Here is a 24,679-nt window from a genome sequence, read left to right as displayed (position 1 = left end):
AGGTGCCGCATCAAGCCACGCTGATCATCTCTGCACTCAACTGCGCCGCATTGACCCCCACCAAGGTGACACTGCTGTCCCCCGCCAGAATCACGCTGTCACTGCCGTGCTGGGTAGTCGCACCGAGCACAGCATCGGCGCTGGCAAACAGCGACTTGGCGAACACCAGCAGGTCTTTCCCATTCTGATGAATGTTGAAGTCACTGATCACGTCGTGACCGAACCCGCGCTGGTCGAAAACAAACAGGTCGCTGCCCACGCCACCGCTGAGTTGGTCATTACCCTGCCCGCCGATCAAGACGTCATTGCCGTTGGCGCCATACAGCGCGTCGTTACCGGTGCCGCCCAGCAGTGTGTCGTTGCCCTCACCGCCGTGCAGCAGGTCATTGCCGGCGCCACCGTCGAGCCGGTCATTGCCGTTCTGGCCGAATATCAGGTCGCGAGCGGCGGTGCCTTTGAGGGTGTCGGCCAGCTGGCTGCCTTCGATGGATTTGGCATACGCCTTATCGGCGCCGAACAGGCCTTCGAAGTCGAGTTTGCCACTGGTCACCGTATAGGCCGGCGTGAGGACCTCGCCAATGCCACCGAAGAGCCCGCCGAACACGGGCACCTGGCCGAGGCTATTGGCCAGGCCGGTTTCGAACTCCACATGCTCTACGCCGTGCAATTCCTTGAGGCCGTATTGGCCGCTGCTGTCGTTCAGAAACAACGTGCCATCGCTGAGTTTCACCGCTTCGTAGGAAGATGCGGTGCCTTTGAGGAAGACTTTATCGTTGCCTTCACCGCCGGCGACGATATCGGTACCGGTACTCACCCGGAAACTGTCGTCACCCTTGAACCCGTCGAGGAAGTCATCGCTGCGGCCGTCCTGCAGCTTGTCCGAACTGTCGGTGCCCAGCAGGAAGGCCGGTGTGCCGTAGTGGTTGGAGGTGGCGGTCTGTTTGTCGCTGACCCAGGTAAAGCTGCGGCTGATGGCGTCGAGGTTACTGATGATGATGGTGCTGTCGCGCTCGATGTAATCGTAGAAGGTCGATTGGGCGATACGCTGGATAGGGTTGATGAAAATGCCTTCCAGGTGCGCGGCCCATCCTGACAGGTTGGCAATCGAGAACGGACCATTGGGCCAGGTTGGCAGCGCGTAGATTGTGTCGAACAGCACGATGTTGTCAGTCGTCGAGGTGTAACTGGCATCACTGCCTTGAAGCGCATCGATAATGGCGCTGCCCACGTTGGTCTCTTGACCCGTGAGGCGGTGGACCACATCGTTTTCAAAACCGAAGTTGAAGATGCCGTCGCTGTTGCTGGACTTGGGCGACTCCATGCCAAAGTAGTCCGAATCCTTGAAAAAACCGTCGGCCAAAGTGTCCTTGCCGATATGCATGCTGTTGGTAACGGAGCCACCTTGGCTATAGCCGGTGACCAGAACATCCTTGCCGCTCAGGTTATGGCCGGTGGCGTAATCCTTGATTGAGTTGAGCAGGTAGTCGTAGCCGTTGATATAAGAGTTATCGATCATCGCCGGCCAACCCAGCAGATCAATTGGCGAGTTAGTGCCGGCAATGGAAAAACCCATTTTGACTAATTGGCCGCTGTCATCGTATTGACCAAACACCCTGGCTTGAGAACCAAAGACGCCGTCGCCGGTAAAACTTCCAGTGATGTCGGTGTGGCTGCTATCAACCTGCAGTTCGCTCGCGCCGATCTCACGCCAGCCCTTGGGCAGCGCGAAGGTGTTGCCCTCGCCCAGCACAAGCCCCGGAATGTTGTAGAGCGCGCCGACGGTCGCTACACCACTGGTGTAAGTGGCGAGGGTCCAGGCATCTGAAATCAGGACGCGGGCGTCTTGCCCCTTGTAATCGAATATAGCCATGTCAGTACTCCTTGAGCCCAGCGATCAACACCGAAAGTCAACGGTAATACCTGATGCGTCGGGCTAAACAATATGCATTGAAGTTGTTGTTGTGCATTCTGTTCAGGCTGCTTCGTTGCTTAATATCGAGGTTGACCATTAAGGAAGCTCGTCAACACTAGCCTAGAAGTGCTGCGTTAAAGTGACCGACTATCGGATGACAAGGGTAAGTACTTGGGGAGATAGACGACAAAAGCGCCATAAGCGCTGTTTGTCGAACAAGAGGTGAAGTTCTGTGTTGTTCGTGACTGGCGAGTCAAAGAAAATCAAATCCTTATAGCAAGTTGTGAACTGCAATAAGGGCTCAAGAAGTTCAGGTTTCTCTGAAACTCAGGAAGAATAAACCTCAGCACCTTGGCATACAGGCTGCTTGAACCTGGGTAATTGCTGCCGGGCCAGTTGCGCCTGCACGCCCGCGACGGCTTCAAGCACTCGTTGCGCCCAGTGCTCATCCTGCGGATCGACCACCACCACGCGAAAGCCGTGGTCGTTACCTTCAAGGCGCACACCCTCGGAATCATCCACGTGCAAATCAATGTCGAAGGCCGGCGGAAATTTCGAGGGGGTGTTCGACAGCCCATGCACCGTGAGGGCGTGATTATGCCGCACGCTGTTGACTACGCCATCGACACGAATGCCGTACAGCATCAGCCAGCGCCTGATGTAGGAAGGCGCCCTGCCCGATGAGGTGTAGACCCAGATACTGCAACCCTGGCGCCGCAGCTCTCGCGTCAACGAACGGGTGCCAATACGCAGCGGTTCTCCCCACCAACGATGAGCGCAGGCCGGTAGCCAGCTGCTCTCGACGTCAGCGTGGTGGAGCTGGCAAGCCAATGTGTCGTCGATATCAAAGGAGATGCGTACACGCGGGCGCTTGGCGGCACGCGTGAGAAGCGCCTGCTGGATAGCTTGCACGGCTCGGCTGGCGAGTGTTGGATACCGGCGCATTAATGGCCTCCCTGATAAATAGGCTGTGGTGCGTCGCTCAAGAAAAACGCCTTGGGATCCGGGGCCTGTTCCTCCAGGAAGGCGGCGTACTTTTTCTTGATCTTGGGCAATTCATACAACGCCTTGACCCCATGTTTGGCCGAGTTGCGGATTACCGAGGAAGGATTGAAGTAGCCCTCGGCATTTTCCAGCGTCAGCACGAACGGTGGCAACCCGGCCCGCATCAGCAGATAACTGACGATCAGCGAGCCACTGCGGTTGTTGCCTTCGATGAACAACTGCGGCTTGCTGAGGATGCGCACATACACACCGGCCGCACGCTTCCACACCGATTCACTGCGATACGCGCAGTACCAATTGAACAAGTCCTTGATACCGCCTTCAACGTTGTTGAAGAAGTGCTCTTCGGTGGCGACCAGGTGCTGCGCGTATTCCACGCGGCGCGCCGGGTCGCTACCGCAGAGCACCGTGGCGTTGATCTCCAGCATCAGGTCCAGATGATGAAGGTCAAACAGGTCAACGCCCCGTGCGACATAGTCGTCAACCAGCGCATAGCCTTCAAGCACGTTGTGCAGCACTTCGTCGGTCAAGGGGTCGCGCGGCTCGGTAAATTGCGTGCTGAGCTGGGCAAAGCGGCTCTGCACTTTGCGGAGCGCGCGTTCAATCGCTGACAAATCAAGACGATGCGTTGCAGACATGGGCGTTCCTGGGCTGACGGTGGCGCATGTGTGGTTTCTATCGAACACGGAGTTACTCAGCTGAACTTGCCGCTGATGTAATCCTCGGTCATCTGTTCACGCGGGCTGCCAAAGATCTGCGCGGTCGGGCCCATTTCCACCAGGTAGCCGGTACGCGTGCCCTGGGAAATATCCACCGAGAAAAACGCCGTGGTGTCCGCCACGCGAATGGCCTGCTGCATGTTGTGGGTGACCAGGGCGATGGTGTAATCCTTCTTCAGTTCCACCATCAGTTCCTCTACCCGGCGAGTCGCAATCGGGTCGAGTGCCGAGCACGGCTCATCGAGCAACAGCACTTCCGGCTCGGTGGCAATCGCACGGGCAATACACAGCCGTTGCTGCTGGCCACCGGAAAGCGACAGGCCGCTGACCTTGAGCTTGTCCTTGACTTCATCCCACAGCGCAGCGCCTTGCAGGGCGTGCTTGACGCGGTCGCCCAGGTCGCCTTTGTAGCGGTTCAAGCGCAGGCCGAAGGCGACGTTGTCGAAGATGCTCATGGAAAACGGGTTCGGCTGCTGGAACACCATGCCGATGTAACGGCGCACTACCACCGGGTCTACACCCTTGCCGTACACGTCCTGCCCCAGGAAATGTACGTGGCCCTCGAAGCGAAAGCCTTTCACCAAGTCGTTCATGCGGTTGAGGCTACGCAGTACCGTACTTTTGCCGCAGCCGGACGGGCCGATAAAACCGGTGATCTTGTTTTTCTCGATCGGCACATGGCTGTCACGCACTGCCATGAAGTTGCCGTAGAAAATCCTGTCCAGCTTGCAGTCCATGACCACAGGCGATTGGGTAACAAACGGAGCGGCTATTTGCGCAGTTGAGACGTTCAAGATTCAGATGCTCCCGTTCTTAATACTTAGGCTTGCCGAAGATACGGCTCACAATATTCACGACCAGCACGATCATCACCAACACCAACGAGGCCGCCCAGGCGAGCTCCAGCTGGTTGTCGAAGGGCATGCCGGAAAAGTTGTAGATCAACACGGCAAGGGAGGCCGTGGGGTTCATCACCGCCAAGTCGCCGTCGTGGTAGATCCAGTAGTTGCTGAACAGCGCGGTGAACAACAACGGCGCGGTTTCGCCTGCGGCACGTGCCACAGCAAGCATTACGCCAGTGAGGATCGCTGGGAGGCCGGTCGGCAAGATGATCTTCCAGATCACCTGCGAGCGGGTGCAGCCCATGCCATAGGCGGCGTCCTTCATGATCTTGGGCACCATGCGCATCGACTCTTCAGCCGTCAGCACCACGATGGGCAGCATCAGTACCGCCAGGGCCACGCCGCCTGCCGGTGCCGAGTAGGTGCCGGTGGTCATCACCACCAAGGCATAGGCAAACACGCCGGCCAGGATCGAAGGTAAGCCGGTGAGCATCTTGGCGGCAAAGCGTGCAGCGTTGGCCAATTTGCTGTCCGGCCCCAGTTCGGCCAGGAAGATCGCGGCCATGATGCCGACCGGCACCGCAATCGCCGCAGCGATACCGACCATCACAAAGGTGCCGGCCATGGCGTTGCCGAAACCGCCGCCCGTCTCGAAGCCGGTGGGCGGCAGTTCGGTGAACACTTCCAGGCTCAGGCGTGCGCCGCCACGGGTGATCAGCATGTAGAGCACGGAAATCAGCGGCACACTGGCCAGCAGCGCGCCAAACCATACCAATGTGGTCAACACCAGGCTGCGCAAGGCGCGGCCTTCGAACTTGCGCTGCAGGCTCGGCACAGCGGTGATAGGGGATGTGAGATTAGTCATCATCGGTTACCCCGTTGGGCGTAGAGCATGATCATGGAACCGATGACATTCACCAGCAGCGTGATGAACATCAAGACGAGAGCGGCGTACATCAATACCTCCACCTCGTTGGGCCCGGCTTCGGGGAAGTTCAGCGCCAACAAGGCTGCCAAGGTATTGGCCGGCGCGAACAGCGACAGGGAAATGTTGTTGGCGTTGCCCACCAACATCGCCAGCGCCATGGTTTCGCCCAGCGCACGGCCGAGGCCAAGTACCAGGGAGCCAAAAATACCGGTGGCGGCGGATGGCACCATCACCTTGAGAATCGCCTCCCAATGGGTCGTGCCCATGCCGTAGGCGGCCTGCTTGGTCTTCATCGGCACGCTGGTGAGCGCGTCCTGGGATACGGCGGCAATCGTCGGCAGAATCATGATGGCCAACACCAGCGCCGCCGGCAGCAACCCCGGCCCGCTCAGGGACGTGCCGAAAAATGGTACCCAACCCAGTTCGCTGTTCAACCAGGTGGTCAGTGGCCGAATGGCCGGGATCACCACGTAGATGCCCCACAGGCCGTACACCACGCTGGGGATGGCAGCGAGCAGTTCAACGATGGTGCGAAACACAGCGGCCAGCTTGGCCGGCAGAAAATCCTGGGTGAGGAAAATCGCCATGCTGACACCGAAAAAGCCTGCAATCAGCAGCGCGATGAAAGCGCTGTAGAGCGTGCCCCAAATGGCCGGCAAGATCCCGTACTTGCCCTGATTAACGTCCCAGACGCTGCCAAAAAGCACATCGAACCCGTGCTTTTCCATGCCCGGCAAGGCCTTGCGTCCCACCTCGAATACCAAGGCTGCGACCAACGCCAGAATCAGTACCACCCCGATTCGCGCGAGCCCACGGAAGGTGCGATCGACCAGAAAGTCTTTGGCCGAGGGAGGTTGGCAGGCAGAATCCCGGTTAACCGGTACGACGAAAGGTTTGTTCATTGGCTAATTCCGGAACAGGGGGGAAACGCCCCCGGCGCGGCAAACAGCCCACACCGAGAGCGGCCTCACGGGTGTTACTGAATGTTGGCGGAGGCTTTGCGTACCTGCTCCACCACCGATGGCGGCAGCGGGATGTACCCCATCGAGTCGGCGATTTTCTGCCCCTCGGTCAGGCTGTACTCAACCATTTCGCGCATGGCCTTGGCCTTGGCAGGGTTGCCGTTGTCCTTGCGGAAGATCATCCAGGTGTAAGAGGTGATCGGGTAAGACTTGGCACCGTCCGGGTCCGGCAGCCAGGCCACCAGGCTTTCCGGCATCTTCACTGCGGCCAGGGCCTCGGCGCCGCTTTCGGCGTTCGGCACCACGTACTGGCCGGCCTTGTTCTGCAACTGGGCGAAGTCAACCTTGGCCAGTTTGGCGAAGCCGTACTCGATGTAGCCAATCGCGCCTGGGGTCTGGCGTACGGTGGCGGTCACACCATCGTTCTTGGGCGACTTGATGAATTTGTCGCTGGCCGGCCAGTTGACGGTGTTGCCCTCCCCCAGTGCCGTTTTGAATTCAGGGTTGATGGTGGCCAGGTGCTTGGTGAATACCGCCGTGGTGCCGCTGGAGTCTGCACGTACCACAACGGTGATCGGCGTGTCGGTGAGTTTCAGGTCCGGGTTGGCGGCGACGATCTGTGGGTCGTTCCACTTGGTGATCTTGCCCAGGAAGATGTTGGAGTAAACATCGCGTGGCAGCTTGAGGCCCTTGGGATTGCCCGGCAGGTTATAGGCCAGCACGATTTCACCTGCAGTCATTGGCAGCAACTGCACGCCTTCGGCAACCTTGGCGATGTCTTCGTCTTTCATGGCCGAGTCACTGGCGGCGAAGTCGACGGTTTTATTCAGGAAGTCCTGCACACCTGCGCCGCTGCCCTTGGACTGGTAATCCACGGTGACGCCAGCGGTCTTCTTGCTGAAATCCTTGAACCAGGTGAGGTAGATCGGTGCAGGGAAACTGGCGCCGGAGCCGGTGAGGCGCACGTTTTCGGCGGCGAAGGTCAAGGAGGAGGCACACAGGGATACCGTGACGGCGAGTGCTGCGGACTTCATCAAGCTTTTCATTAAAAGGAACTCGTTGTGGTGACGGGCTCCCGAACTGTGAAGCAGGGTTGTTACATTTTTATGAAAATTGAATGGCGAGAGGGTGTTTTGTCCCGCTTTGCCGCCACAGTGTTGTATTTTTAGGGCATTGGTTAGTAACAAATTACGACTAAAGTGCTGTCATCCCTCTAGCGGTACTGACCTTGCTTCCGCGACCGTCGACGCCGATCCAACTGTGGGAGCTGGCTTGCCTGCGATGACGGTCTGCCAGCAGACACCTACTTACCTGACACCCACAGTTGGATCGCGCGGTGTCAGATAAATAGGTGCCAGGCGCAATGACGCCATCGCAGGCAAGCCAGCTCCCACATTTGGACCTAGGGGTGTCAGTGAAATAGGCGCTCTACCGTCCCCCTCAGGGCTAGCGGCAGCCTCGCGTCAGGCTTACTTGCCTTCAGTCAACGCGTTGTAGCTGGTGAACAGGTTGCGGTAGTCCGGAATGTGGTTGGAGAACAACGTCCCCAAGCCCTCGATGTCGTTGCGCCAGTCGCGGTGCAGCTCACAGGCCAGGCCAAACCAGGTCATCAGTTGCGCGCCGTTGGCCGACATGCGGGCCCAGGCCGATTGCTGGGTCAGTTCGTTGAAGGTGCCAGAGGCGTCGGTGACCACAAACACTTCAAAGCCTTCGGCCAGGGCCGACAGCGCCGGGAACGCCACGCACACTTCGGTCACGACGCCGGCAATGATCAATTGCTTCTTGCCGGTGGCCTTGATGGCCTTGACGAAGTCTTCGTTGTCCCAGGCATTGATCTGGCCTGGGCGCGCAATGTACGGCGCATCCGGGAACAGTGCCTTGAGCTCGGGCACCAGCGGGCCATTGGGACCGGTTTCGAAACTGGTGGTGAGAATGGTCGGCAGCTTGAAGTACTTGGCCAGGTCAGCCAGGGCCAGCACGTTGTTTTTGAATTTGTCCGGGTCGATATCGCGGACCAATGACAGCAAGCCAGCCTGATGGTCGACCAACAGAACAGCGGCGTTGTCTTTGTCCAAGCGAACGTAAGGTGTAGACATCGTTGTACTCCTGATAAAGAAGGTGACGCCCCGAGGCGGCGCCCCGTAAAGAACCCAGCGTGTTTACTTGCGCTGTGAGTCTAGTACTTCGTGGTTGTTTGCCACTTCCTGAGCCTTGACGTAGCTCTCGATGAGAAGCTGGTAGTGCGGCATGGCCTGGGTGTAGACGTTGGCCCACTCCTGGGCATCCGGGCGGTTCCAGGAGCCTTGCAACTCCGACAGCGTGCCCATGATGTCGATCGGCACCACGCCGGCCTGAGCCAGGCGCGCGACGGTCAGGTCGGTGGCCAGCCTGGAGTGGTTGCCCGAGGCATCGACCACCGCGAACACCTTGTAGCCTTCATGTACCGCCGCAATGGACGGGAACGCCAGGCATACGCTGGTCAGGGTGCCGGCGATCACCAGCGTCTTCTTGCCGGTGGCTTTGACGGCGGCATGGAACTCGGGGTTGTCCCACGCGTTGATTTCGCCGCGGCGGGCCACGTACTGGGCGTGCGGCGCGGCTTCGTGGATTTCGGGGATCAACGGGCCGTTGGGACCTTGCGGCACCGAGGCGGTGGTGATGACCGGTATTTTCAGGAGGGTCGCGGCCTTGGCCAGCGCGATGGCATTGGCGCGCAATTGAGGAACATCAATGTCCTTGACGATCTGGAACAGACCACTCTGGTGGTCGATCAGCAACATGGCGGTGTCAGCGGGGTCAATCGTCGGCTTTTGACCATTGAAGTTTGCAGCGTTACCTGATGCAGTCATTTGCATTTCCTCTTGCTTGGCGATACCTCCCTGGCGTGTGCGCCGGAAACTGCGCCCGGCCGTGCCTGCACTTCCTGTACAGACACGCTTGGGCAACGACCTGGACGTGTGTCAGCAGGCCCACCCAAAAAAAACAGTGGAGCCACCTTAATCATCGCGTTCAGGGTTAGGTAGTGGCTGAAACGGGCCGCTCCATCTCAAAAATGGAACAATGCAACCGCACGCCCCTGGGCATGGTGATGCGCAAGACCGAACCGCGCTCGGTCATTGCAGAGAAGTGTTTTGCCGAGGCCAGGCAGTTGTTTGCACCCAATACCCAGGCTTAGCCGGCCTGCGCTTACAACGCGCACAAAAAAGGCGCTCCGCAGAGCGCCTTTTTACCGCCGATTGTTTTACTGCAAGCTGACCTGACGCAGCTCGGGTTTGGCCTCACCACCAATCATGATGCGTTTTGGCTTGGCCTCTTCAGGCACTTCACGCAGCAGGTCGATGTTGAGCAAACCGTTGGTCAGGGATGCGCCACGTACTTCGATATGGTCCGCCAAGCGGAACGACAACCGGAACGCACGTTGGGCAATGCCCTGGTGCAGGTAAGCGACCTTATCGTCGGTTTCGCGTTTTCCGCCGGAAACCGTCAATACACCCCTCTCGACCTGGATATCCAGATCCTCCTCGGTCAGGCCAGCGACGGCGATCACGATGCGGTACGCGTCGTCACCGTGCTTTTCCACGTTGTGAGGTGGATAGGAGTTCGGAGCCTCGCTGCGCAGCGCCGACTCGAACAGGTCATTGAAGCGATCAAAGCCCACCGATTGACGGAACAGTGGGGCCAACGACAGGGTAGTAGCCATTTTAAAATCTCCTGAGTTTCTCCAAGTGATTTAGTACGCGACCCGGATTCGGCATCGCGTGATCAAAAATTTATGGACGCGCAAAAGGAATTCAAGGGGGCCGAAAAAAATTTTCTTGTGCAAGGGGCGATCACCCAAGCCCAAGTGTTATGGCGTGTGCTCTAATCAAAATGCCAGGCGTGCTTTACCCCGTGAGCGCCTGAGACAGCCCTTGAGGTACAAAAAAATGAAAATGACATTCCCGGCCCTGGCATTGGGCATCCTGATCTCCCAGGGGGCCCTGGCCGCTGGAGATGGTACGGCCGCGTTGGGAGGCGGTGTCGGCGGCGCGTTGGGCAATGTGGTGGGCCAGCAGCTCGGTGGCTCGACCGGTGCGGCCATCGGCGCCGGCGTGGGGGGCGCAGCCGGGAGTGCAGTGGGTGCGCAGAAGGGCAACAAGACCGAAGCGGCGATTGGCGGCGGTTTGGGCTCGGCAGGCGGTTCGCTGATTGGCAATCGCCTGGGCGGCACCACCGGTTCGACCATCGGCGCCGGCGTGGGTGGCGCAGCCGGTGGCGCGCTGGGCAATAACCTGGCGGATGACGAGAGCGGTCATCGTTCGGGTGGCGGCAAGCACAAAGGCAACAAGCATAAGCACAAGAACAAGCACCACTGATCGCGTGGCACGGCGCTGTTAGCCAACAAACACTAACCTGTGGCGAGGGAGCTTGCTCCCGTTGGGGCGCGAAGCCGCCCCGCTCTTTTGTTCAAAGAGGCTGGGACTGCTACGCAGTCCAACGGGGGCAAGCTCCCTCGCCACAGTTACCGTTTCGTCGCCTTTACATCGGCGTGCTGCTCACCACCCGCAACGCCAGCCCTTCATAGGCGTCCAGCGTGATCGTGAACGCGCCCTCCTCGGTCAAATCGCCTTCCACCCGCTCATTGATGATATCCACCACCGGCCCCGGTGCGATGTTGGGCAGGTGCAGGGTTTCGGTGATCGGCGTGGCCCCAAAGTTCAGCGCGGTGATTTGCGTGCCCTTACCCGCCGGTAGTTCGTGCACCATGATCAGCAAGCCGGGATGCTCGACATCCGGCACCAAGATCTGGCGGCTGGCGGCGATGTCGTAGGCGCGGCGCACGGAGAGGATTTTTTGCAGTTGGGAGGCAAAAGACTCCGGGTCCTGCAGCTGGCTGTTCAGGCTGCCATACAGGCTTTTGGAACGCGGCATCTGCCCGGCCGACAGCTCGGCCTCGGGGTTCAGGTCTACCAGATCATAGGCGCCACGGTGGATCCAGCGAGTGTCGCCATCGGCCATCAGGTGCGCCACTTCTTCGGCCGCCAACGGCAGCGCGCCCACCAGGTCCCAGCCGGACAAGGCAAACACCCCAGGTTGCATGGCGTTGTACATCACCAGCAGCAAGTGGATCTGGCGAATCTGCTGGATATCCGCAGCGGTAATCGCCTCCAGGTCACGAATGCCCAGGGCTGCGGTGATGATGCTGGCGGTGGTGCAGGACACGCCGTTGGTGACGAACTTGAGGTTATAGGGCGCATGTTCGCCGGTCAGGCGTTCGTACATCTGCTCGCGGATATGCTCGCGCAGGATGTTGCCTGGGAAGGTCTGGCCCTGGAACAGGAAGCTGTCATGGGCGTGCAGCGTCCAGAAGTGCACCAGCTCCAGGGTCAGTTCATCGTGGTTCTGTAGCGCGTGAATCAGCGAGCCGGGGTCGATGCCGAGGCTGTGCATCTGACGCAGCATCAGACGCAGGAACTCGGTGTCGCCCATCAGCAATGCATGCTGGTAGGCCGGCCGGGTGATGAAGTCATAAGACAGGTCAGCGCCGCCGTGGGACATCGACGCGATGTCGTCCACGGTGAGGTTGAGCTCCTGGAAACTGAAACCGCCCGCCTTGCGAATGGCGCCGCCGAGCAACTGATTGCCGGTGATCGACAGCGGATGGCTTTCGGACCAGGCCGTGCCATCGAGCTTGCGCTCCACGCCGAGAAAGCCGTTGGCGTCCAGGCGCAGGATTTTCGCGCCCATCACATCAATGGCGTGCAGCGCATCACCGATGATCATCTGCTGCGCAGCAAACGAAGGGTCGAGCCAGTTGAGCGAGGGCTGGCCTTCCTTGAAGTAATGCAGGTACACCCAGCGCCGCGGCTTGCCATCCACGCCGAGCACCACCGGGGTGGCGCTCCAGTCGGTTTCTTTGACGCCGGGCTCGAAGAAAATCACCCGCTGCAATTGGCCGACGATGTAGTGCTTGTCGCGCAGTGCGTCTACCTGGGAGGGGCTAAGGTTGTGTGCATCGCGTCCGGTAGTCACGTCGGGCAGCAACGGCCAGTCTTCCTCGCGTATTTCGACCATGTGGTACAGGCCGGGATAGTCCTCATAGGCCATTTCAGCCAGGCGAAAGTCCGCGCCCTTGCCGGTGTGCGACGGGATCACATCGTCGATGATCACCGCATTGTGCGCGGCAGCCATGCGCGTCAAGGCCTGCAATTGTGCCTCGGTGCCCAGTTGCGGGTCGATGTCGAAGCTGATGCGGTCGAAATTGCCGTCGATGGTCGGGGTGTGCTCGGTGCCAGACAAGCCACCGGACTTCTTCAACGGCCCATTGTGAATGCCCTGGATGCCGATCTTGGACAGGGTATGCCACAGGGTTTCGTCCCCCAGCGCCTCCAGCACGGTGCCGCCTTCGCGGGTGACAATCGACGCGGGGTAGGCAGTGAACCACACCGACGACAAGGCTGAAGCGTCACGCGGCCGGGTCTGTGCATAGGGCTGCTGCCACAGGCGGCCTTGCCCCGAATAGAGCTTGGCCCGCTGCCGCGCTGCGTGGAGCATGGAATGTTGCACCAGCCAGTTCACATGATCGTTGTTCGCCGCGGTCATAAGCTCGGTACCTGTCGTGGTGAAAAGGGTCGGTGTAAGCATATGAGGGGCGTGGGCGGCATTCGTTGCATCGACTTGGCTTCATCCAAATGTGGGAGGGGGCTTGCCCCCGATGGCGGTGGATCAGATAAAAATATCCTGACTGACACACTGCTATCGGGGGCAAGCCCCCTCCCACATTAGATTTTCATCTGGCCTGCCGCCTTGCGTCGCTTGCCGGTACTGCCTAGGGGTGAACCCGGTTGAAGATTTGAACTGCCGGGTAAACGCGCTGTGATCGGTGTACCCGCATTGCAGCGCCACCTCGGTAATCGGCAGCTCGGTATGCAACAACCGCCGGGCATGTTCCAGCCGGACTTTCTGGATCATTTGCCGAGGCGTGAGGTGAAACACGCGCTTGCAGTAGCGCTCCAGTTGCGCCACGGAAATCCCGGCGATGCGGGTCAATTCACCCAGGGTGACACGGCGGTTGAAGTGGCTGCGGATGTGTTCGTCCACCGCCGCCAGACGCTGATAGGCCGGGTGGGTTTCACTGGCTGATTGCAGGTCTACCGAGATCCCGGCCAGGCCGATGATCGCACCGAGCTGGTTGTACAGCGGCCACTTGTGGGTCAGGCACCAGCCGGGTTCGCGGGTGCCGTAGAGATGCAATTCGAGTTGATCTTCCAACACCAGGCCCTGCGTCAGCACGCGCCGGTCCTGTTCGGTATAGCCGGGGCCCAATTGTGCGGGAAACACTTCAGCGCTGGTCTTGCCCAGCAGCGGTTGCAGTTGTTTGAGGCCGCAGCGTTGCACCAGGGTGCGGTTGGCGAGCACGTAGCGAGCGTCGATGTCCTTGATGAAAATCGCAGCATTGGGCAGTACATCAAGCATCGGCAGCAACTGCTCTACCCCGCTTAATAGCTGCTCAATGCTGTGGGGTCGGCTGCCCTGGAAAAGGCTCGCGAACGCGCTCTGCAACATGACTTTCTCAGCCCCTTTATTCGTCGACAGCCAGCAGATTGAGGCATGGGGCGAGCGCTGTCGAGCACGGCAAATTGTGCTGAATTCGTCATCCATCCCTGCGCAAAACATCAATCGTCAGCCTGCCTGATGGGTTCAGGATAGCGCCACTGCATGCCTATCCAATAACTCACAAGAAGGCGCCGCTATGTCAGGCCAAGGCAAGTTCAAGAAACAGCTGTCACTGATGGACCTCACCTTTATCGGGTTGGGAGCCATCTTCGGTTCGGGTTGGTTGTTCGCCGCCAGTCACGTGTCTGCCATCGCAGGCCCGGCGGGGATTTTTTCCTGGCTGCTGGGCGGTTTCGCCGTGCTGTTGCTCGGCATCGTCTACTGCGAACTGGGCGCCGCCCTGCCCCGCGCTGGCGGCGTGGTGCGCTACCCGGTGTACTCCCATGGCCCGCTGCTGGGCTACCTGATGGGCTTTATCACGCTGATCGCGTTTTCCAGCCTGGTGGCGATTGAAGTGGTCGCCTCGCGCCAATATGCGGCAGCCTGGTTTCCCCAGCTGACCAAGGCCGGCTCCAGCGACCCCACCACCTTGGGCTGGCTGGTGCAGTTTGCCTTGCTGTGCCTGTTCTTTGTGCTCAATTACCGCAGCGTGAAGACCTTTGCCATCGCCAATAACCTGGTGAGCGTATTCAAGTTCATCGTGCCGTTGCTGGTGATCGGCGTGCTGTTCACCTTCTTTAAGCCGGAGAACTTCCAGGTACATGGCTTTGCACCGTTCGGCTTGTCGGGCATCGAGATGGCCGTGTCGGCAGGCGGGGTGATCTTTGCCTACCTGGGCCTGACGCCGATCATTTCGGTGGCCAGCGAAGTGAAAAACCCACAGCGCACCATCCCCATCGCCTTGATCCTCTCGGTATTGTTGTCTACGGCCATCTATGTGCTGCTGCAAACCGCGTTCCTCGGCGGCGTGCCTACCGAAATGCTCGCCAATGGCTGGGCCGGCATCAGCAAGGAACTGGCCCTGCCCTATCGCGATATCGCCCTGGCACTGGGCGTGGGCTGGCTGGCCTACCTGGTGGTGGCCGATGCAGTGATCTCCCCCAGCGGCTGCGGCAACATCTACATGAACGCCACCCCGCGCGTGGTGTATGGCTGGGCGCAGACCGGCACCTTTTTCAAGATCTTCACGCGCATCGATGAGAAGTCCGGCATCCCGCGCCCGGCGCTGTGGCTGACCTTTGGCCTGTCGGTGTTCTGGACCTTGCCGTTCCCGTCCTGGGAAGCGCTGATAAACGTGGTGTCCGCCGCCCTGATCCTCAGTTATGCCGTGGCCCCGGTGACAGTCGCCGCCCTGCGCCGCAATGCACCCGACATGGCGCGCCCGTTTCGGGTCAAGGGCATGGCGGTGTTGGGCCCGCTGTCATTCATCATCGCTGCGTTGATCGTGTACTGGTCGGGCTGGAACACCGTGTCCTGGCTGCTGGGCCTGCAAATCCTCATGTTTGTTGTGTACCTGCTGTGCGCACGGTGGGTACCGACCGCGCACCTGAACCTCAAGCAACAGGTGCGCTCCTCGGCCTGGCTGATCGGCTTCTACGCCGTGACCATCCTGCTCTCCAAACTCGGCAGCTTTGGCGGTATCGGTGTGATCAGCCACCCGTTTGACACCTTGGTAGTGGCGGCCTGCGCCCTGGGCATTTACTACTGGGGCGCCGCCACCGGCGTACCCGCCCGCTTGGTACGCCTGGAGCAGGAAGAGGACGAAAGCGAGGCCGTCAGCGATGCGCACTACAGCGCCCCACTGTCCCCGACTACCTACTGATGGAGCGCCTTATGAAACGGCTGCACGTGATTGACTCACACACCGGCGGTGAACCTACACGCCTGGTCATGAGCGGTTTCCCCGCGCTGGTTGGCGACACGATCGCCGACCAACTGGAACACCTGCGCACCCACCACGATCAATGGCGCCGCGCCTGCCTGCTGGAGCCACGGGGCAACGATGTGCTGGTGGGCGCGCTGTACTGCGCGCCAGTCACGCCGGGGGCGACCTGCGGGGTGATCTTCTTCAACAACGCCGGCTACCTCGGCATGTGCGGCCACGGCACCATCGGCCTGGTTGCCTCGCTGCACCACCTGGGGCTGATCCAACCGGGCGTGCACAGCCTTGACACGCCGGTCGGCCCGGTCGCGGCCACCTTGCACGAAGACGGCAGCGTGACCCTGCGCAATGTGCCCGCTTACCGCTATCGCAAGCAGGTGCCGGTTGAAGTGCCTGGGCATGGCGTGGTGCTGGGCGACATCGCCTGGGGCGGCAACTGGTTCTTCCTGGTGTCGGACCACGGCCATGAGTTGCAGATGGATAACGTGGAGGCCCTGACCGACTACACCTGGGCCATGCTCAAGGCCCTCGAAGCCCAAGGCATCCGTGGCGCAGATGGTGCGCTGATCGACCATATCGAACTGTTCGCCGACGACGCCCACGCCGACAGCCGCAACTTCGTGATGTGCCCCGGCAAAGCCTATGACCGCTCCCCCTGCGGCACCGGCACCAGCGCCAAGCTCGCCTGCCTGGCCGCCGACGCAAAACTGGCCGCAGGAGCACCCTGGGTACAAGCCAGCATCACCGGCAGCCAATTCCTGGGCCGCTATGAATGGGACGGCGAACGCGTACGCCCATTCATCACCGGCCGCGCCTACATGACCGCCGACAGCACTTTGCTGATCGACGAACAAGACCCGTTTGCCTGGGGCATCTGAGCCCATTATTCATTCAACTGAAACCGGAGTTAGCACCATGAGCGACAACATCTTCACCGGCTGCATGCCCGCCCTGATGACCCCTTGCACCGCCGAGCGCCAACCGGACTTCGACGCACTGGTGGCCAAGGGCCGCGAGCTGATCGACATCGGCATGAGTGCCGTGGTGTATTGCGGTTCCATGGGCGACTGGCCGCTGCTCACCGAGGCCCAGCGCCAGGAAGGCGTGGCGCGCCTGGTGGCTGCGGGTGTGCCGACCATCGTCGGCACCGGTGCGGTGAACAGCCGTGAAGCCGTATCCCACGCAGCCCATGCCGCCAAAGTCGGCGCCGATGGTTTGATGGTGATTCCCCGCGTGCTGTCCCGAGGGGCTTCGGTCACTGCGCAAAAGGCCCACTTTGCAGCAATCCTCAACGCCGCCCCCAACCTGCCGGCGGTGATCTACAACAGCCCCTACTATGGTTTCGCCACCCGCGCCGACCTGTTCTTCGAACTGCGCCGCGAGCACCCGAACCTGATCGGCTTCAAGGAGTTCGGCGGCGCCGCCGACCTGCGCTACGCCGCCGAAAACATCACCTCCCAGGATGATGATGTGACCCTGATGGTCGGCGTCGACACCCAGGTGGTACACGGCTTCGTCAACTGCAACGCCACCGGCGCCATTACCGGCATCGGCAATGCACTGCCGCGCGAGGTGCTGCAACTGGTGGCCCTGAGCAAAAAAGCCGCCAAGGGCGATGCCAAGGCGCGTCGCCAGGCCCGTGAGCTGGAAGCTGCGCTGGCGGTGTTGTCGTCATTCGACGAAGGCTGCGACCTGGTGCTGTATTACAAGCATTTGATGGTGCTCAACGGCGACCAGGGTTACGCCCTGCACTTCAACGAAACCGACGGGCTCAGCGCTGCCCAGCGCCGGTATGCCGAGCAGCAGTACGCGCTGTTCCGCCAGTGGTATGCCAACTGGTCGGCCGAACAGAACGTCGCTTGATTTTGTGTAGGAGCGAGCTTGCTGTGGCGAGGGAGCTTGCTCCCGCTGACTGCGCAGCAGTCTCCGGCTTTTATTGGGGGCGCTTCGCACCCCAGCGCAAGCAAGCTTGCTCGCCACAAAAGCTCGCTCCTACAACACCTCTTTTGTTTTCCAGGATGTCCCCATGACTCTGACAGGCAAGATGCTGATCGGTCAGCAATCCATTTGCGGCCATTGCGATGCGATCCGAGCGATCAACCCCGCCACCAACACCCCACTGGAACCCGCCTATGCCGGCGGGGATGAGCAGCACGTCGACCAGGCCTGCGCACTGGCGTGGGCCGCGTTCGACGCTTACCGCGAAACCACCTTGGCAGATCGCGCCACGTTGCTTGAAACCATCGCCACCCACATCGAAGCCCTGGGCGATGAGTTGATCGAGCGTGCCTGCGCCGAAACCGGCTTGCCTCACGCACGCCTTCAAGGTGAACGCGGCCGTACCTGCGGGCAACTGCGCGCTTTTGCCCGCACCGTGCGCCTGGGCGAATGGCTCGACGTGCGCGTCGATACAGCACAGCACCAACCCCTGCCCCGTGCCGACCTGCGCCAGCGCCATATCGCCCTGGGCCCGGTAGCCGTGTTCGGTGCCAGCAACTTCCCCCTGGCCTTCTCCGTGGCGGGCGGCGATACCGCATCGGCCCTTGCCGCCGGTTGCCCGGTGATCGTCAAGGCGCATAACGCGCACCCCGGCACCAGCGAACTGGTGGGCCGCGCCGTCGCCCAGGCGGTGAAAGATTGTGGCTTGCCGGAGGGTGTGTTTTCACTGCTCTATGGTGCGGGTAACGAGGTGGGTATCGCATTGGTGCGCCACCCGCGCATCAAGGCCGTGGGCTTCACGGGGTCGCGCAGTGGCGGTATTGCCCTGTGCCAAGCGGCGCAGGCACGCCCGGAGCCGATCCCGGTGTACGCGGAAATGAGCTCGATCAACCCGGTGTACCTGTTTCCTGCCGCGCTTGAAGCCAGGAGCGAAGCCTTGGCCGAAGGATTCGTCGCGTCGCTGACCCAAGGCGCCGGCCAGTTCTGTACCAACCCTGGCCTGGTGATCGCCCTGCAAGGCGCCGCTCTGGACCGTTTTATTCAGTCTGCCAGTGAGCGGCTCTCGCGTTGCCCGTCCCAGACCATGCTCACACCGGGCATCTTCAGCGCCTACGAAACCGGCCTGAAGACCCTGGCCCAGCACGCCAACGTCGCCGCCAAGGGCTTGCCAGCGACCGGGCCGAACCAGGGCCAGGCCCATCTGTTCGTGACCCAGGCCGAGGCGTTCCTGAGCAATGAACACCTGCAAGCCGAAGTATTTGGCACCGCCTCACTGGTGGTGCAATGCTGCGATGTCGAGCAAATGCGCCAGGTGTCCGAGCACCTGGAAGGTCAACTCACCGCCACCCTGCACATGGATGACCACGACCTGCCACAGGCGCGGGCATTGCTGCCGGTGCTGGAGCGCAAGGCTGGGCGCCTGCTGGTGAACGGCTGGCCGACCGGCGTAGAAGTGTGCGACGCCATGGTGCATGGCGGGCCCTTCCCAGCGACTTCGGATGCGCGCAGCACATCGGTGGGCACGGCGGCAATTCTGCGGTTCCTGCGCCCGGTGTGTTACCAGGACTTCCCGGACGCCTTACTGCCCGCCGCGCTGCAGCACGACAACCCGCTGCGGTTGCGGCGCCTGCTCGACGGCCAGCGAGAAGCATAATCATGGCCGATCCCAAGCAAGCAGATATCGTAGTAGTCGGCGCCGGCATTATCGGCGTCGCCTGCGCCTTGCAGCTGGCACGCCAAGGCCGCCAAGTCGTCGTGCTCGACCCGCAGGCACCCGGCATGGGCGCCTCCTACGGCAACGCCAGCCATCTGGCGACGGAACAGGTGTTTCCCATCGCCGACCTGTCGATCTTCAAGCGCTTGCCCGCCATGCTCCTGGACCCCATGGGCCCGCTGCGCCTGGACTGGGCCTACCTGCCCCGCGCCCTGCCCTGGTTTATACGCCTGCTGCTGAACCTGCGGCCAGCGCGTTACCAGCGCACCGTGGCAGGCCTTCGCGCGCTGAACGAAGGCAGCCTGGGCGCGTGGCAACGCTTGCTGCAATCGATGGGTCAAACGCAATTGCTGCGTGAAGACGGTTCGCTATTGGTGTTTGAGCGCGCCGAATCCCGCACAGCACTGGATGCATTGCAGCACCGCATGACCCAGCAAGGTGTCGCAGTGGACTTCTGGAGCGGCGATGCGGTGCGCAAGGCTGCGCCGCAACTGAGCGACGCCATACAAGGCGGGTTGTTCTTCCCCGCTACCGGACACTTTCTGGACCCGTACACGGTGGTTGGCGAACTGGTGAACGCGGCCAAGGCTGAGGGGGTGCAATTTCTTCAGCAGCGCGTTCTGGACGGACGGCTGGAGGGTAGCGGCGTTTCCCTGATGACCGACCAAGGCGTACTGACAGCGCAGCAGGTGCTGATCGCCTGCGGCGCCCACTCGGCCAAACTCACCGCAGCTCTCACCGGCAAACAAGTGCCGCTGGACACCGAACGCGGTTACCACCTGATGCTGCCCCACGAACAACAACGACTGCCCTTCGCGGTCACTTCGCTGGAGCGAAAATTCATCATGACGCCCATGACCGGTGGCCTACGCCTGGCCGGCACGGTCGAATTCGCCGGCCTCGACCGCCCGGCCAATATGCAACGGGCCTGGCAGTTGCACCGTTTGAGCAAAGGGTTGTTCCGACACGAACTGAGCGACAGCGAAGCCACGCCCTGGATGGGGTTTCGCCCTTCCCTGCCCGACTCGCTGCCGATCATTGACCGGGTGTGCGACGGCAAAGTGCTGCTTGCATTTGGTCACCAGCACCTGGGGCTGACACAAGCGGCGGTGACGGCCGAGCGGGTTGGGCAACTTGCTGCGGGTGAGCAGGTGCCAGAACTACAGCCTTATCGGCTGGATCGTTTCTGAACCTTACTGTGGTAGGCGCGAAGTGCTGAATAACGCATCAGCCGTTTCTTGGATTTCATCGCGCATCCATAGCTTGTTCAACCAACCGACAGGGATAGCCTGGACGCCGTAATACGCCCCCGCCAGTTGCCCAACGATTGCGGCAGTAGTGTCTGCGTCATCCCCAAGGTTGGCGGCGGCCAGTATCGCTTCAGCAAAGTTGGAGGTCTGATCGAAACACCAGAATGCGGCCTCCAGCGAAGCCACCGCATAACCTGAGCCAACGATTTGAGCAGAGGTTTTATCGCGATAGTCGCCAGAGGCGATAGCCTTGACCTTAGGAGCCGACAGCGCGGTGTGGGAAAAACTCAGCACGTGCTTCTTTGGCACGCCGCTCAGGGCATTGCTGATAGCCTCGGCCAGCAGCAGGCAGCATTCGATAGCCTCATGCGCGGCATGCGTAGTTCGCGAGCTTTGCTCGGCAAACAGGTGGATGTCCGCCCTATCTGGAAAGTAAAACAACACGACAGGTGCGAGACGCATCATTGAACCATTGCCGGCCGAATACGGATGCGTTGAGCCCGCAAAAGCGTTGCCACTTTGCTGAAATTGCTCCAGAGCTTCGCGAACCGTCATGCCGATATCAAAGCACTCTCCGGTAGAACTCAAGTAACCCCACTTCCACCAATTCAGATAACGTCCCATCTGGTCCATCGCGTCAAAACCACCTTTGCGCAACAGGCTTTCGGCCAGACACAGTGCCATGGACGTATCGTCAGTCCATTGGCCAGGCTTGAGGCTAAACGGTCCGCCGCCTAGCATATCCGTCACCGGAGAAAAGCTGCCGCGGGGCATGAATTCAACCGTCGTCCCTACAGCATCGCCACACGCCAGCCCAAGTAGGCTGCCGCGATAACGATCCAAAAGCGTGATGTCCATTGCCACTCCTTGTGAAAATCTTTCTACACCCGCCAGGCTACTTGACCAACCGCTTCTCCTTGGAGGGGCGATAGCCGAAATACGCGCTGTAGCATTTGCTGAAATGGCTCGGCGAGACAAACCCGCACGCCACCAGCACATCCACTTGGGATAACTCGGTGTGCTGCAACAGGCGTCGCGCCTCAGTGACGCGCAGTTCCATGTAGTAGCGTTGCGGCGTGGTGCCCAGTTGTTCTTTGAACAGGCGCTCCAACTGGCGGCGGGAACGGCCGGCGTAGACGGCGAGTTGATCGAGTTCCAGGGGTTCTTCGAGGTTGGCGTCCATCAACTTCACCACCTCGCGCAACGGCGCGCTGACACACATGTTTTCAGTGGGTTTGATACGGCGGTAGCGCGACTCTTCGAACGCCAGGATATCTTCGATGCCTTCGACCAAGGCTTTGCCATGCAGGCTCTTGATCCAGTCCAAGGCCATATGGAAAGCCCCCGAGGGGCTGGACGCGGTGAGGCGGTCGCGGTCGATCACGTAGGGTTCGCTGGTGACCTGCGCCGCCTTGGACACTTCGGCCAGCGCCGGGCGATGTTCGGGGTGGATGGCACAGCGGTAACCCTGCAGCAGCCCCGCACGCCCGAGGAACCACGAGCCGTTCCACAAACCGGCGAGGCGCACGCCCGCTTCACCCGCACTGCGCAGCCATTGGATAAATGGCTCGCTCGCCTTGAGTTCGGTGCGAAAACCACCGCAGATCACCAACAGGTCCAAGTCCTGCAAGCTCGCCAGCATCAGGTTCGCATCCGGGCGAATGACCAGGCCCAGGTCGCTGATCACTTCGCCCTCACCCCACCCGAAGGTGCGCGTAGCGAACAGATCGGGGCGCAACAGGTTGGCGGTCACCAGCGTGTCGAGGGTCTGGGTGAAGGCCGGCAAGGAGAAGTGTTCGAGCAGCAAAAAACCGACACGGGTGACCGAGGTTGATTGCTGGGGGTTATCACTGAGGTAGCGCAGGTTCTTGCCTTGCATGCCACCGCTGAACTGGCGTCTTTCCATCGAGGGTCGGCCCACGCTTATTGTTGTGCAGTGGGCGCTATCTTAGGGGCAAATGCGGTGCCTGTCTCAGGTGACGCTCGAGGCTGGCAGCGGCCATTGCACTGATCTTGATAAAAACTGTTCGCTTCAAAAGCCACGGCCCAGGCGCTGCGCGGTGATCTGATACGGTTTTTTCTTTTCGATCTGCGCCTGTATTGAAAACCGCTTGAGGCGGACAATAGCCCCATCCCGACACTCCTGTCGTCCCCTTCCCCTCGGAGGCCTTATGACCAAGATGGCAATTTTCCTGTTCGGCTTTTTGGTATTGACCATTGGCATCGGCATGTTGGCGACCATCTCGCCGGTCTAAGCCCGCATTAGTGTGGCGAGGGAGCTTGCTACCGTGACGGCCTGACAGCCGACGCCTATCTCCATGACACCCTGCAATCCAACTGTGGGAGCTGGCTTGCCTGCGATGGCGGCCTATCAGCCGACACTTCTCTACCTGACACCCCACAATCCAACTGTGGGAGCGGGCTTGCTCGCGAAGGCGGCCTGGCGGTCAATACAGTTGGATTGTGTACATATCCATTGCTGAGGTAACGGCCACTTAGGGTTCCGCCTGACGGCGGGTCACTTTCGAAAAGCGCGAAAGTAACCAAAGCGCTCTTGCCCCACCACTCGGCACCTCGCTTAGGCTCGGTGTGCCCGTAATCCGCCAGTGATTTGGGGGGCCGCCGCCCCGCGCCATCCATGGCGCGGGGCGGCTAAACCGGCATCCCTGCCGGTTTACCCCCCAAATCCCTGTCGAATTCCGGCCAGCGGGGTTTAACGGGGCGCTTCAGATCAAAAGCAGGTCAAGATCAAGATCAAGAGCAAGAGCGGCTCGCTTCGCATCGTGGTTACCTACGCCCGACTCAGCCCACAAACAGCATCGGATACAGCGACAGCACCAACAGCCCGGCCATGGACCAGTTGAACATCCGCAACCAGCGCGGCTCACGCAGCAAGTTGCGCAAGCCGCTGCCACACCCCACCCATACGCACACGCTCGGCAAATTGACCACCGCAAACACCAGGGCGATCACCAGCACATTGGTGACATAACCCTCGGCCGGCGTGTACGTGGTGATCGCCCCCAGCGCCATGATCCACGCCTTGGGGTTGACCCACTGGAAGGCCGCCGCACCGAGGAAGGTCATCGGCTTGCCATGTTCATCCGGGTTATCAGACATGCCGCCCGCATTGGCAATCTTCCACGCCAGATACAACAAATACGCGGCGCCGACATACCGCAACAGCGTATAGGCCCATGGGAACAGCTTGAACACCTCGCCCAAGCCCAGCCCCACACAGATCACCAAGAGCATGAAGCCGATACTGATCCCCAGTGCATGGGGCATCGAACGGCGAAAGCCGAAATTCACGCCTGAGGCCAGCAACATCGTGTTGTTGGGCCCAGGGGTGATCGAAGAGACAAACGCGAACAGCACGAAAGCTGATAACAGGCTGGTAGACATGATCATGGCGCGGCATCCAAGCGGTGGTGATGTGCCTGCGACAGTAGGGGGTTATGGCGCGCTGCGCCCCGTACAGCTAGGGATGGATCGAGGCGTACACTTGCAAAGCCTTCATCGAGAAGTAGCGCTTACCGAGGCGCATCGGGAACCGGTGTGGGAACCTGCCATGCCGGTTTTTTGCCCTCCTGACTGTCGAAAATACGCCGAGCCTTGCGAAAGTCCTCCACGTTTTCCACCACCCAGGTCCAGATAGGCGACATGCGAATCAAAAGCTCTCGGCCCAGGGGCGTCAGCTCGTACTCGACGCGTGGCGGAATTTCACCGAACTCGCGCCGAACCAACAAACCATCGCGCTCCATGGTACGAAGCGTCTTGGTCAACATGCGCTGAGTCACACCCGTCATCTGTCGTTTTATCTCGGCATGACGCATTGCACCGTACACACCCAGGGCATGCAGGATGCCCAATGCCCAGCGGCTACCGGCGTGTGCAAGAACTTCACGCCTGACGCCATCGTCCTCCTCCCTGAGCGACTGGCAGATAACTTCTGCCTGGCTGAGCGTTTCTTGATCGGTCATTTCTACCC

At 60.6% G+C, this 24,679-nt stretch carries 22 protein-coding genes and 1 pseudogene; 7 read left to right on the top strand and 16 right to left on the bottom strand.

Features of this window, described 5'->3' with window-relative positions; all coding sequences use genetic code 11:
- Positions 1 to 10: 10 nt before the first annotated feature.
- From JJD66_RS06405 to JJD66_RS06365, 9 genes are all read right to left on the bottom strand, one after another.
- A complete protein-coding gene (locus JJD66_RS06405) occupies positions 11 to 1,870 on the bottom strand; it encodes a calcium-binding protein (RefSeq protein WP_200647794.1) in 1,860 nt (619 codons plus the stop codon).
- Between the two features lie 369 nt (positions 1,871 to 2,239).
- Entirely contained in the window at positions 2,240 to 2,857 is a 618-nt protein-coding gene (locus tag JJD66_RS06400; RefSeq protein ID WP_034127519.1) for a hypothetical protein, read from the bottom strand.
- Positions 2,857 to 3,555 (bottom strand): hypothetical protein, encoded by a 699-nt coding sequence (locus JJD66_RS06395; protein WP_200647793.1) that lies wholly within the window; start codon positions 3,553 to 3,555, stop codon positions 2,857 to 2,859. Before JJD66_RS06395 ends, JJD66_RS06400 begins: the two co-directional genes overlap by 1 nt.
- Positions 3,556 to 3,611: 56 nt before the next feature.
- On the bottom strand, positions 3,612 to 4,373 hold the full coding sequence (gene pstB / locus JJD66_RS06390; RefSeq protein ID WP_019817112.1) for a phosphate ABC transporter ATP-binding protein PstB: 762 nt from the start codon (positions 4,371 to 4,373) through the stop codon (positions 3,612 to 3,614).
- 76 nt (positions 4,374 to 4,449) lie between these two features.
- Positions 4,450 to 5,343: a phosphate ABC transporter permease PstA gene (pstA, locus tag JJD66_RS06385; RefSeq protein WP_014718563.1), complete on the bottom strand. Its 894-nt coding sequence runs from the start codon at positions 5,341 to 5,343 to the stop codon at positions 4,450 to 4,452.
- On the bottom strand, positions 5,343 to 6,308 hold the full coding sequence (pstC, locus tag JJD66_RS06380; protein ID WP_116667460.1) for a phosphate ABC transporter permease subunit PstC: 966 nt from the start codon (positions 6,306 to 6,308) through the stop codon (positions 5,343 to 5,345). The genes pstA and pstC overlap by 1 nt, the downstream gene beginning before the upstream one ends.
- Positions 6,309 to 6,382: 74 nt before the next feature.
- A complete protein-coding gene (gene pstS, locus JJD66_RS06375) occupies positions 6,383 to 7,414 on the bottom strand; it encodes a phosphate ABC transporter substrate-binding protein PstS (RefSeq protein ID WP_054919120.1) in 1,032 nt (343 codons plus the stop codon).
- A 423-nt stretch (positions 7,415 to 7,837) separates the two neighbouring features.
- The gene (ycaC, locus tag JJD66_RS06370; RefSeq protein WP_003191542.1) at positions 7,838 to 8,464 is read right to left on the bottom strand and encodes an isochorismate family cysteine hydrolase YcaC; all 627 of its coding nucleotides are present in this window, start codon (positions 8,462 to 8,464) and stop codon (positions 7,838 to 7,840) included.
- Positions 8,465 to 8,527: 63 nt separating this feature from the next.
- Positions 8,528 to 9,217, bottom strand: coding sequence for an isochorismatase family protein (locus JJD66_RS06365; protein ID WP_003191543.1), 690 nt, complete (start codon positions 9,215 to 9,217; stop codon positions 8,528 to 8,530).
- Between the two features lie 224 nt (positions 9,218 to 9,441).
- Between JJD66_RS06365 and JJD66_RS27980 the strand changes: the two are divergent.
- A pseudogene (locus JJD66_RS27980) lies at positions 9,442 to 9,543 on the top strand (LysR family transcriptional regulator); the annotation flags it as partial.
- Between the two features lie 66 nt (positions 9,544 to 9,609).
- On the opposite strand, the gene JJD66_RS06360 reads toward JJD66_RS27980, so the two are convergent.
- Entirely contained in the window at positions 9,610 to 10,068 is a 459-nt protein-coding gene (locus tag JJD66_RS06360; protein ID WP_003191546.1) for an Hsp20 family protein, read from the bottom strand.
- Between the two features lie 226 nt (positions 10,069 to 10,294).
- On the opposite strand from JJD66_RS06360, the gene JJD66_RS06355 reads away from it, so the two are divergent.
- On the top strand, positions 10,295 to 10,723 hold the full coding sequence (locus tag JJD66_RS06355) for a glycine zipper domain-containing protein (RefSeq protein ID WP_186607559.1): 429 nt from the start codon (positions 10,295 to 10,297) through the stop codon (positions 10,721 to 10,723).
- 163 nt (positions 10,724 to 10,886) lie between these two features.
- Here the strand turns inward: JJD66_RS06355 and treS are convergent, their stop codons facing one another.
- Entirely contained in the window at positions 10,887 to 12,950 is a 2,064-nt protein-coding gene (treS, locus tag JJD66_RS06350) for a maltose alpha-D-glucosyltransferase (RefSeq protein ID WP_200647792.1), read from the bottom strand.
- Between the two features lie 153 nt (positions 12,951 to 13,103).
- The gene (locus JJD66_RS06345; protein ID WP_198715545.1) at positions 13,104 to 13,913 is read right to left on the bottom strand and encodes an AraC family transcriptional regulator; all 810 of its coding nucleotides are present in this window, start codon (positions 13,911 to 13,913) and stop codon (positions 13,104 to 13,106) included.
- Positions 13,914 to 14,100: 187 nt separating this feature from the next.
- Between JJD66_RS06345 and JJD66_RS06340 the strand changes: the two genes are divergently transcribed.
- The 5 genes from JJD66_RS06340 (at position 14,101) to JJD66_RS06320 (ending at position 20,628) form a co-directional block, all read left to right on the top strand.
- Positions 14,101 to 15,726, top strand: a complete 1,626-nt coding sequence (locus JJD66_RS06340; protein ID WP_200647791.1) for an APC family permease — start codon at positions 14,101 to 14,103, stop codon at positions 15,724 to 15,726.
- Between the two features lie 11 nt (positions 15,727 to 15,737).
- The gene (locus JJD66_RS06335; RefSeq protein WP_105226922.1) at positions 15,738 to 16,664 is read left to right on the top strand and encodes a 4-hydroxyproline epimerase; all 927 of its coding nucleotides are present in this window, start codon (positions 15,738 to 15,740) and stop codon (positions 16,662 to 16,664) included.
- A gap of 37 nt (positions 16,665 to 16,701) precedes the next feature.
- Complete coding sequence (locus JJD66_RS06330; RefSeq protein WP_200647790.1) at positions 16,702 to 17,649, top strand: dihydrodipicolinate synthase family protein; 948 nt, start codon at positions 16,702 to 16,704, stop codon at positions 17,647 to 17,649.
- Between the two features lie 163 nt (positions 17,650 to 17,812).
- Positions 17,813 to 19,378: an aldehyde dehydrogenase (NADP(+)) gene (locus JJD66_RS06325; RefSeq protein WP_200647789.1), complete on the top strand. Its 1,566-nt coding sequence runs from the start codon at positions 17,813 to 17,815 to the stop codon at positions 19,376 to 19,378.
- Positions 19,379 to 19,380: 2 nt separating this feature from the next.
- Positions 19,381 to 20,628, top strand: coding sequence for an NAD(P)/FAD-dependent oxidoreductase (locus tag JJD66_RS06320; protein WP_200647788.1), 1,248 nt, complete (start codon positions 19,381 to 19,383; stop codon positions 20,626 to 20,628).
- 3 nt (positions 20,629 to 20,631) lie between these two features.
- Here the strand turns inward: JJD66_RS06320 and JJD66_RS06315 are convergent, their stop codons facing one another.
- The 4 genes from JJD66_RS06315 to JJD66_RS06300 form a co-directional block, all read right to left on the bottom strand.
- Positions 20,632 to 21,546, bottom strand: coding sequence for an ADP-ribosylglycohydrolase family protein (locus JJD66_RS06315; RefSeq protein WP_200647787.1), 915 nt, complete (start codon positions 21,544 to 21,546; stop codon positions 20,632 to 20,634).
- A 37-nt stretch (positions 21,547 to 21,583) separates the two neighbouring features.
- On the bottom strand, positions 21,584 to 22,567 hold the full coding sequence (locus tag JJD66_RS06310; protein WP_050516238.1) for a GlxA family transcriptional regulator: 984 nt from the start codon (positions 22,565 to 22,567) through the stop codon (positions 21,584 to 21,586).
- A 923-nt stretch (positions 22,568 to 23,490) separates the two neighbouring features.
- Positions 23,491 to 24,099, bottom strand: a complete 609-nt coding sequence (locus tag JJD66_RS06305) for a LysE family translocator (RefSeq protein WP_034127532.1) — start codon at positions 24,097 to 24,099, stop codon at positions 23,491 to 23,493.
- A gap of 122 nt (positions 24,100 to 24,221) precedes the next feature.
- Entirely contained in the window at positions 24,222 to 24,671 is a 450-nt protein-coding gene (locus tag JJD66_RS06300) for a winged helix-turn-helix transcriptional regulator (RefSeq protein WP_198715539.1), read from the bottom strand.
- Between the last annotated feature and the right edge of the window lie 8 nt (positions 24,672 to 24,679).

Origin of the sequence: Pseudomonas sp. MF6751 (assembly GCF_016613265.1) — a bacterium.
In the GTDB taxonomy this organism is placed as follows: domain Bacteria; phylum Pseudomonadota; class Gammaproteobacteria; order Pseudomonadales; family Pseudomonadaceae; genus Aquipseudomonas; species Aquipseudomonas fluorescens_BV.
Note: the sequence above shows the minus strand (reverse complement) of the source record. Positions and strands in the feature narration are given on the sequence as shown.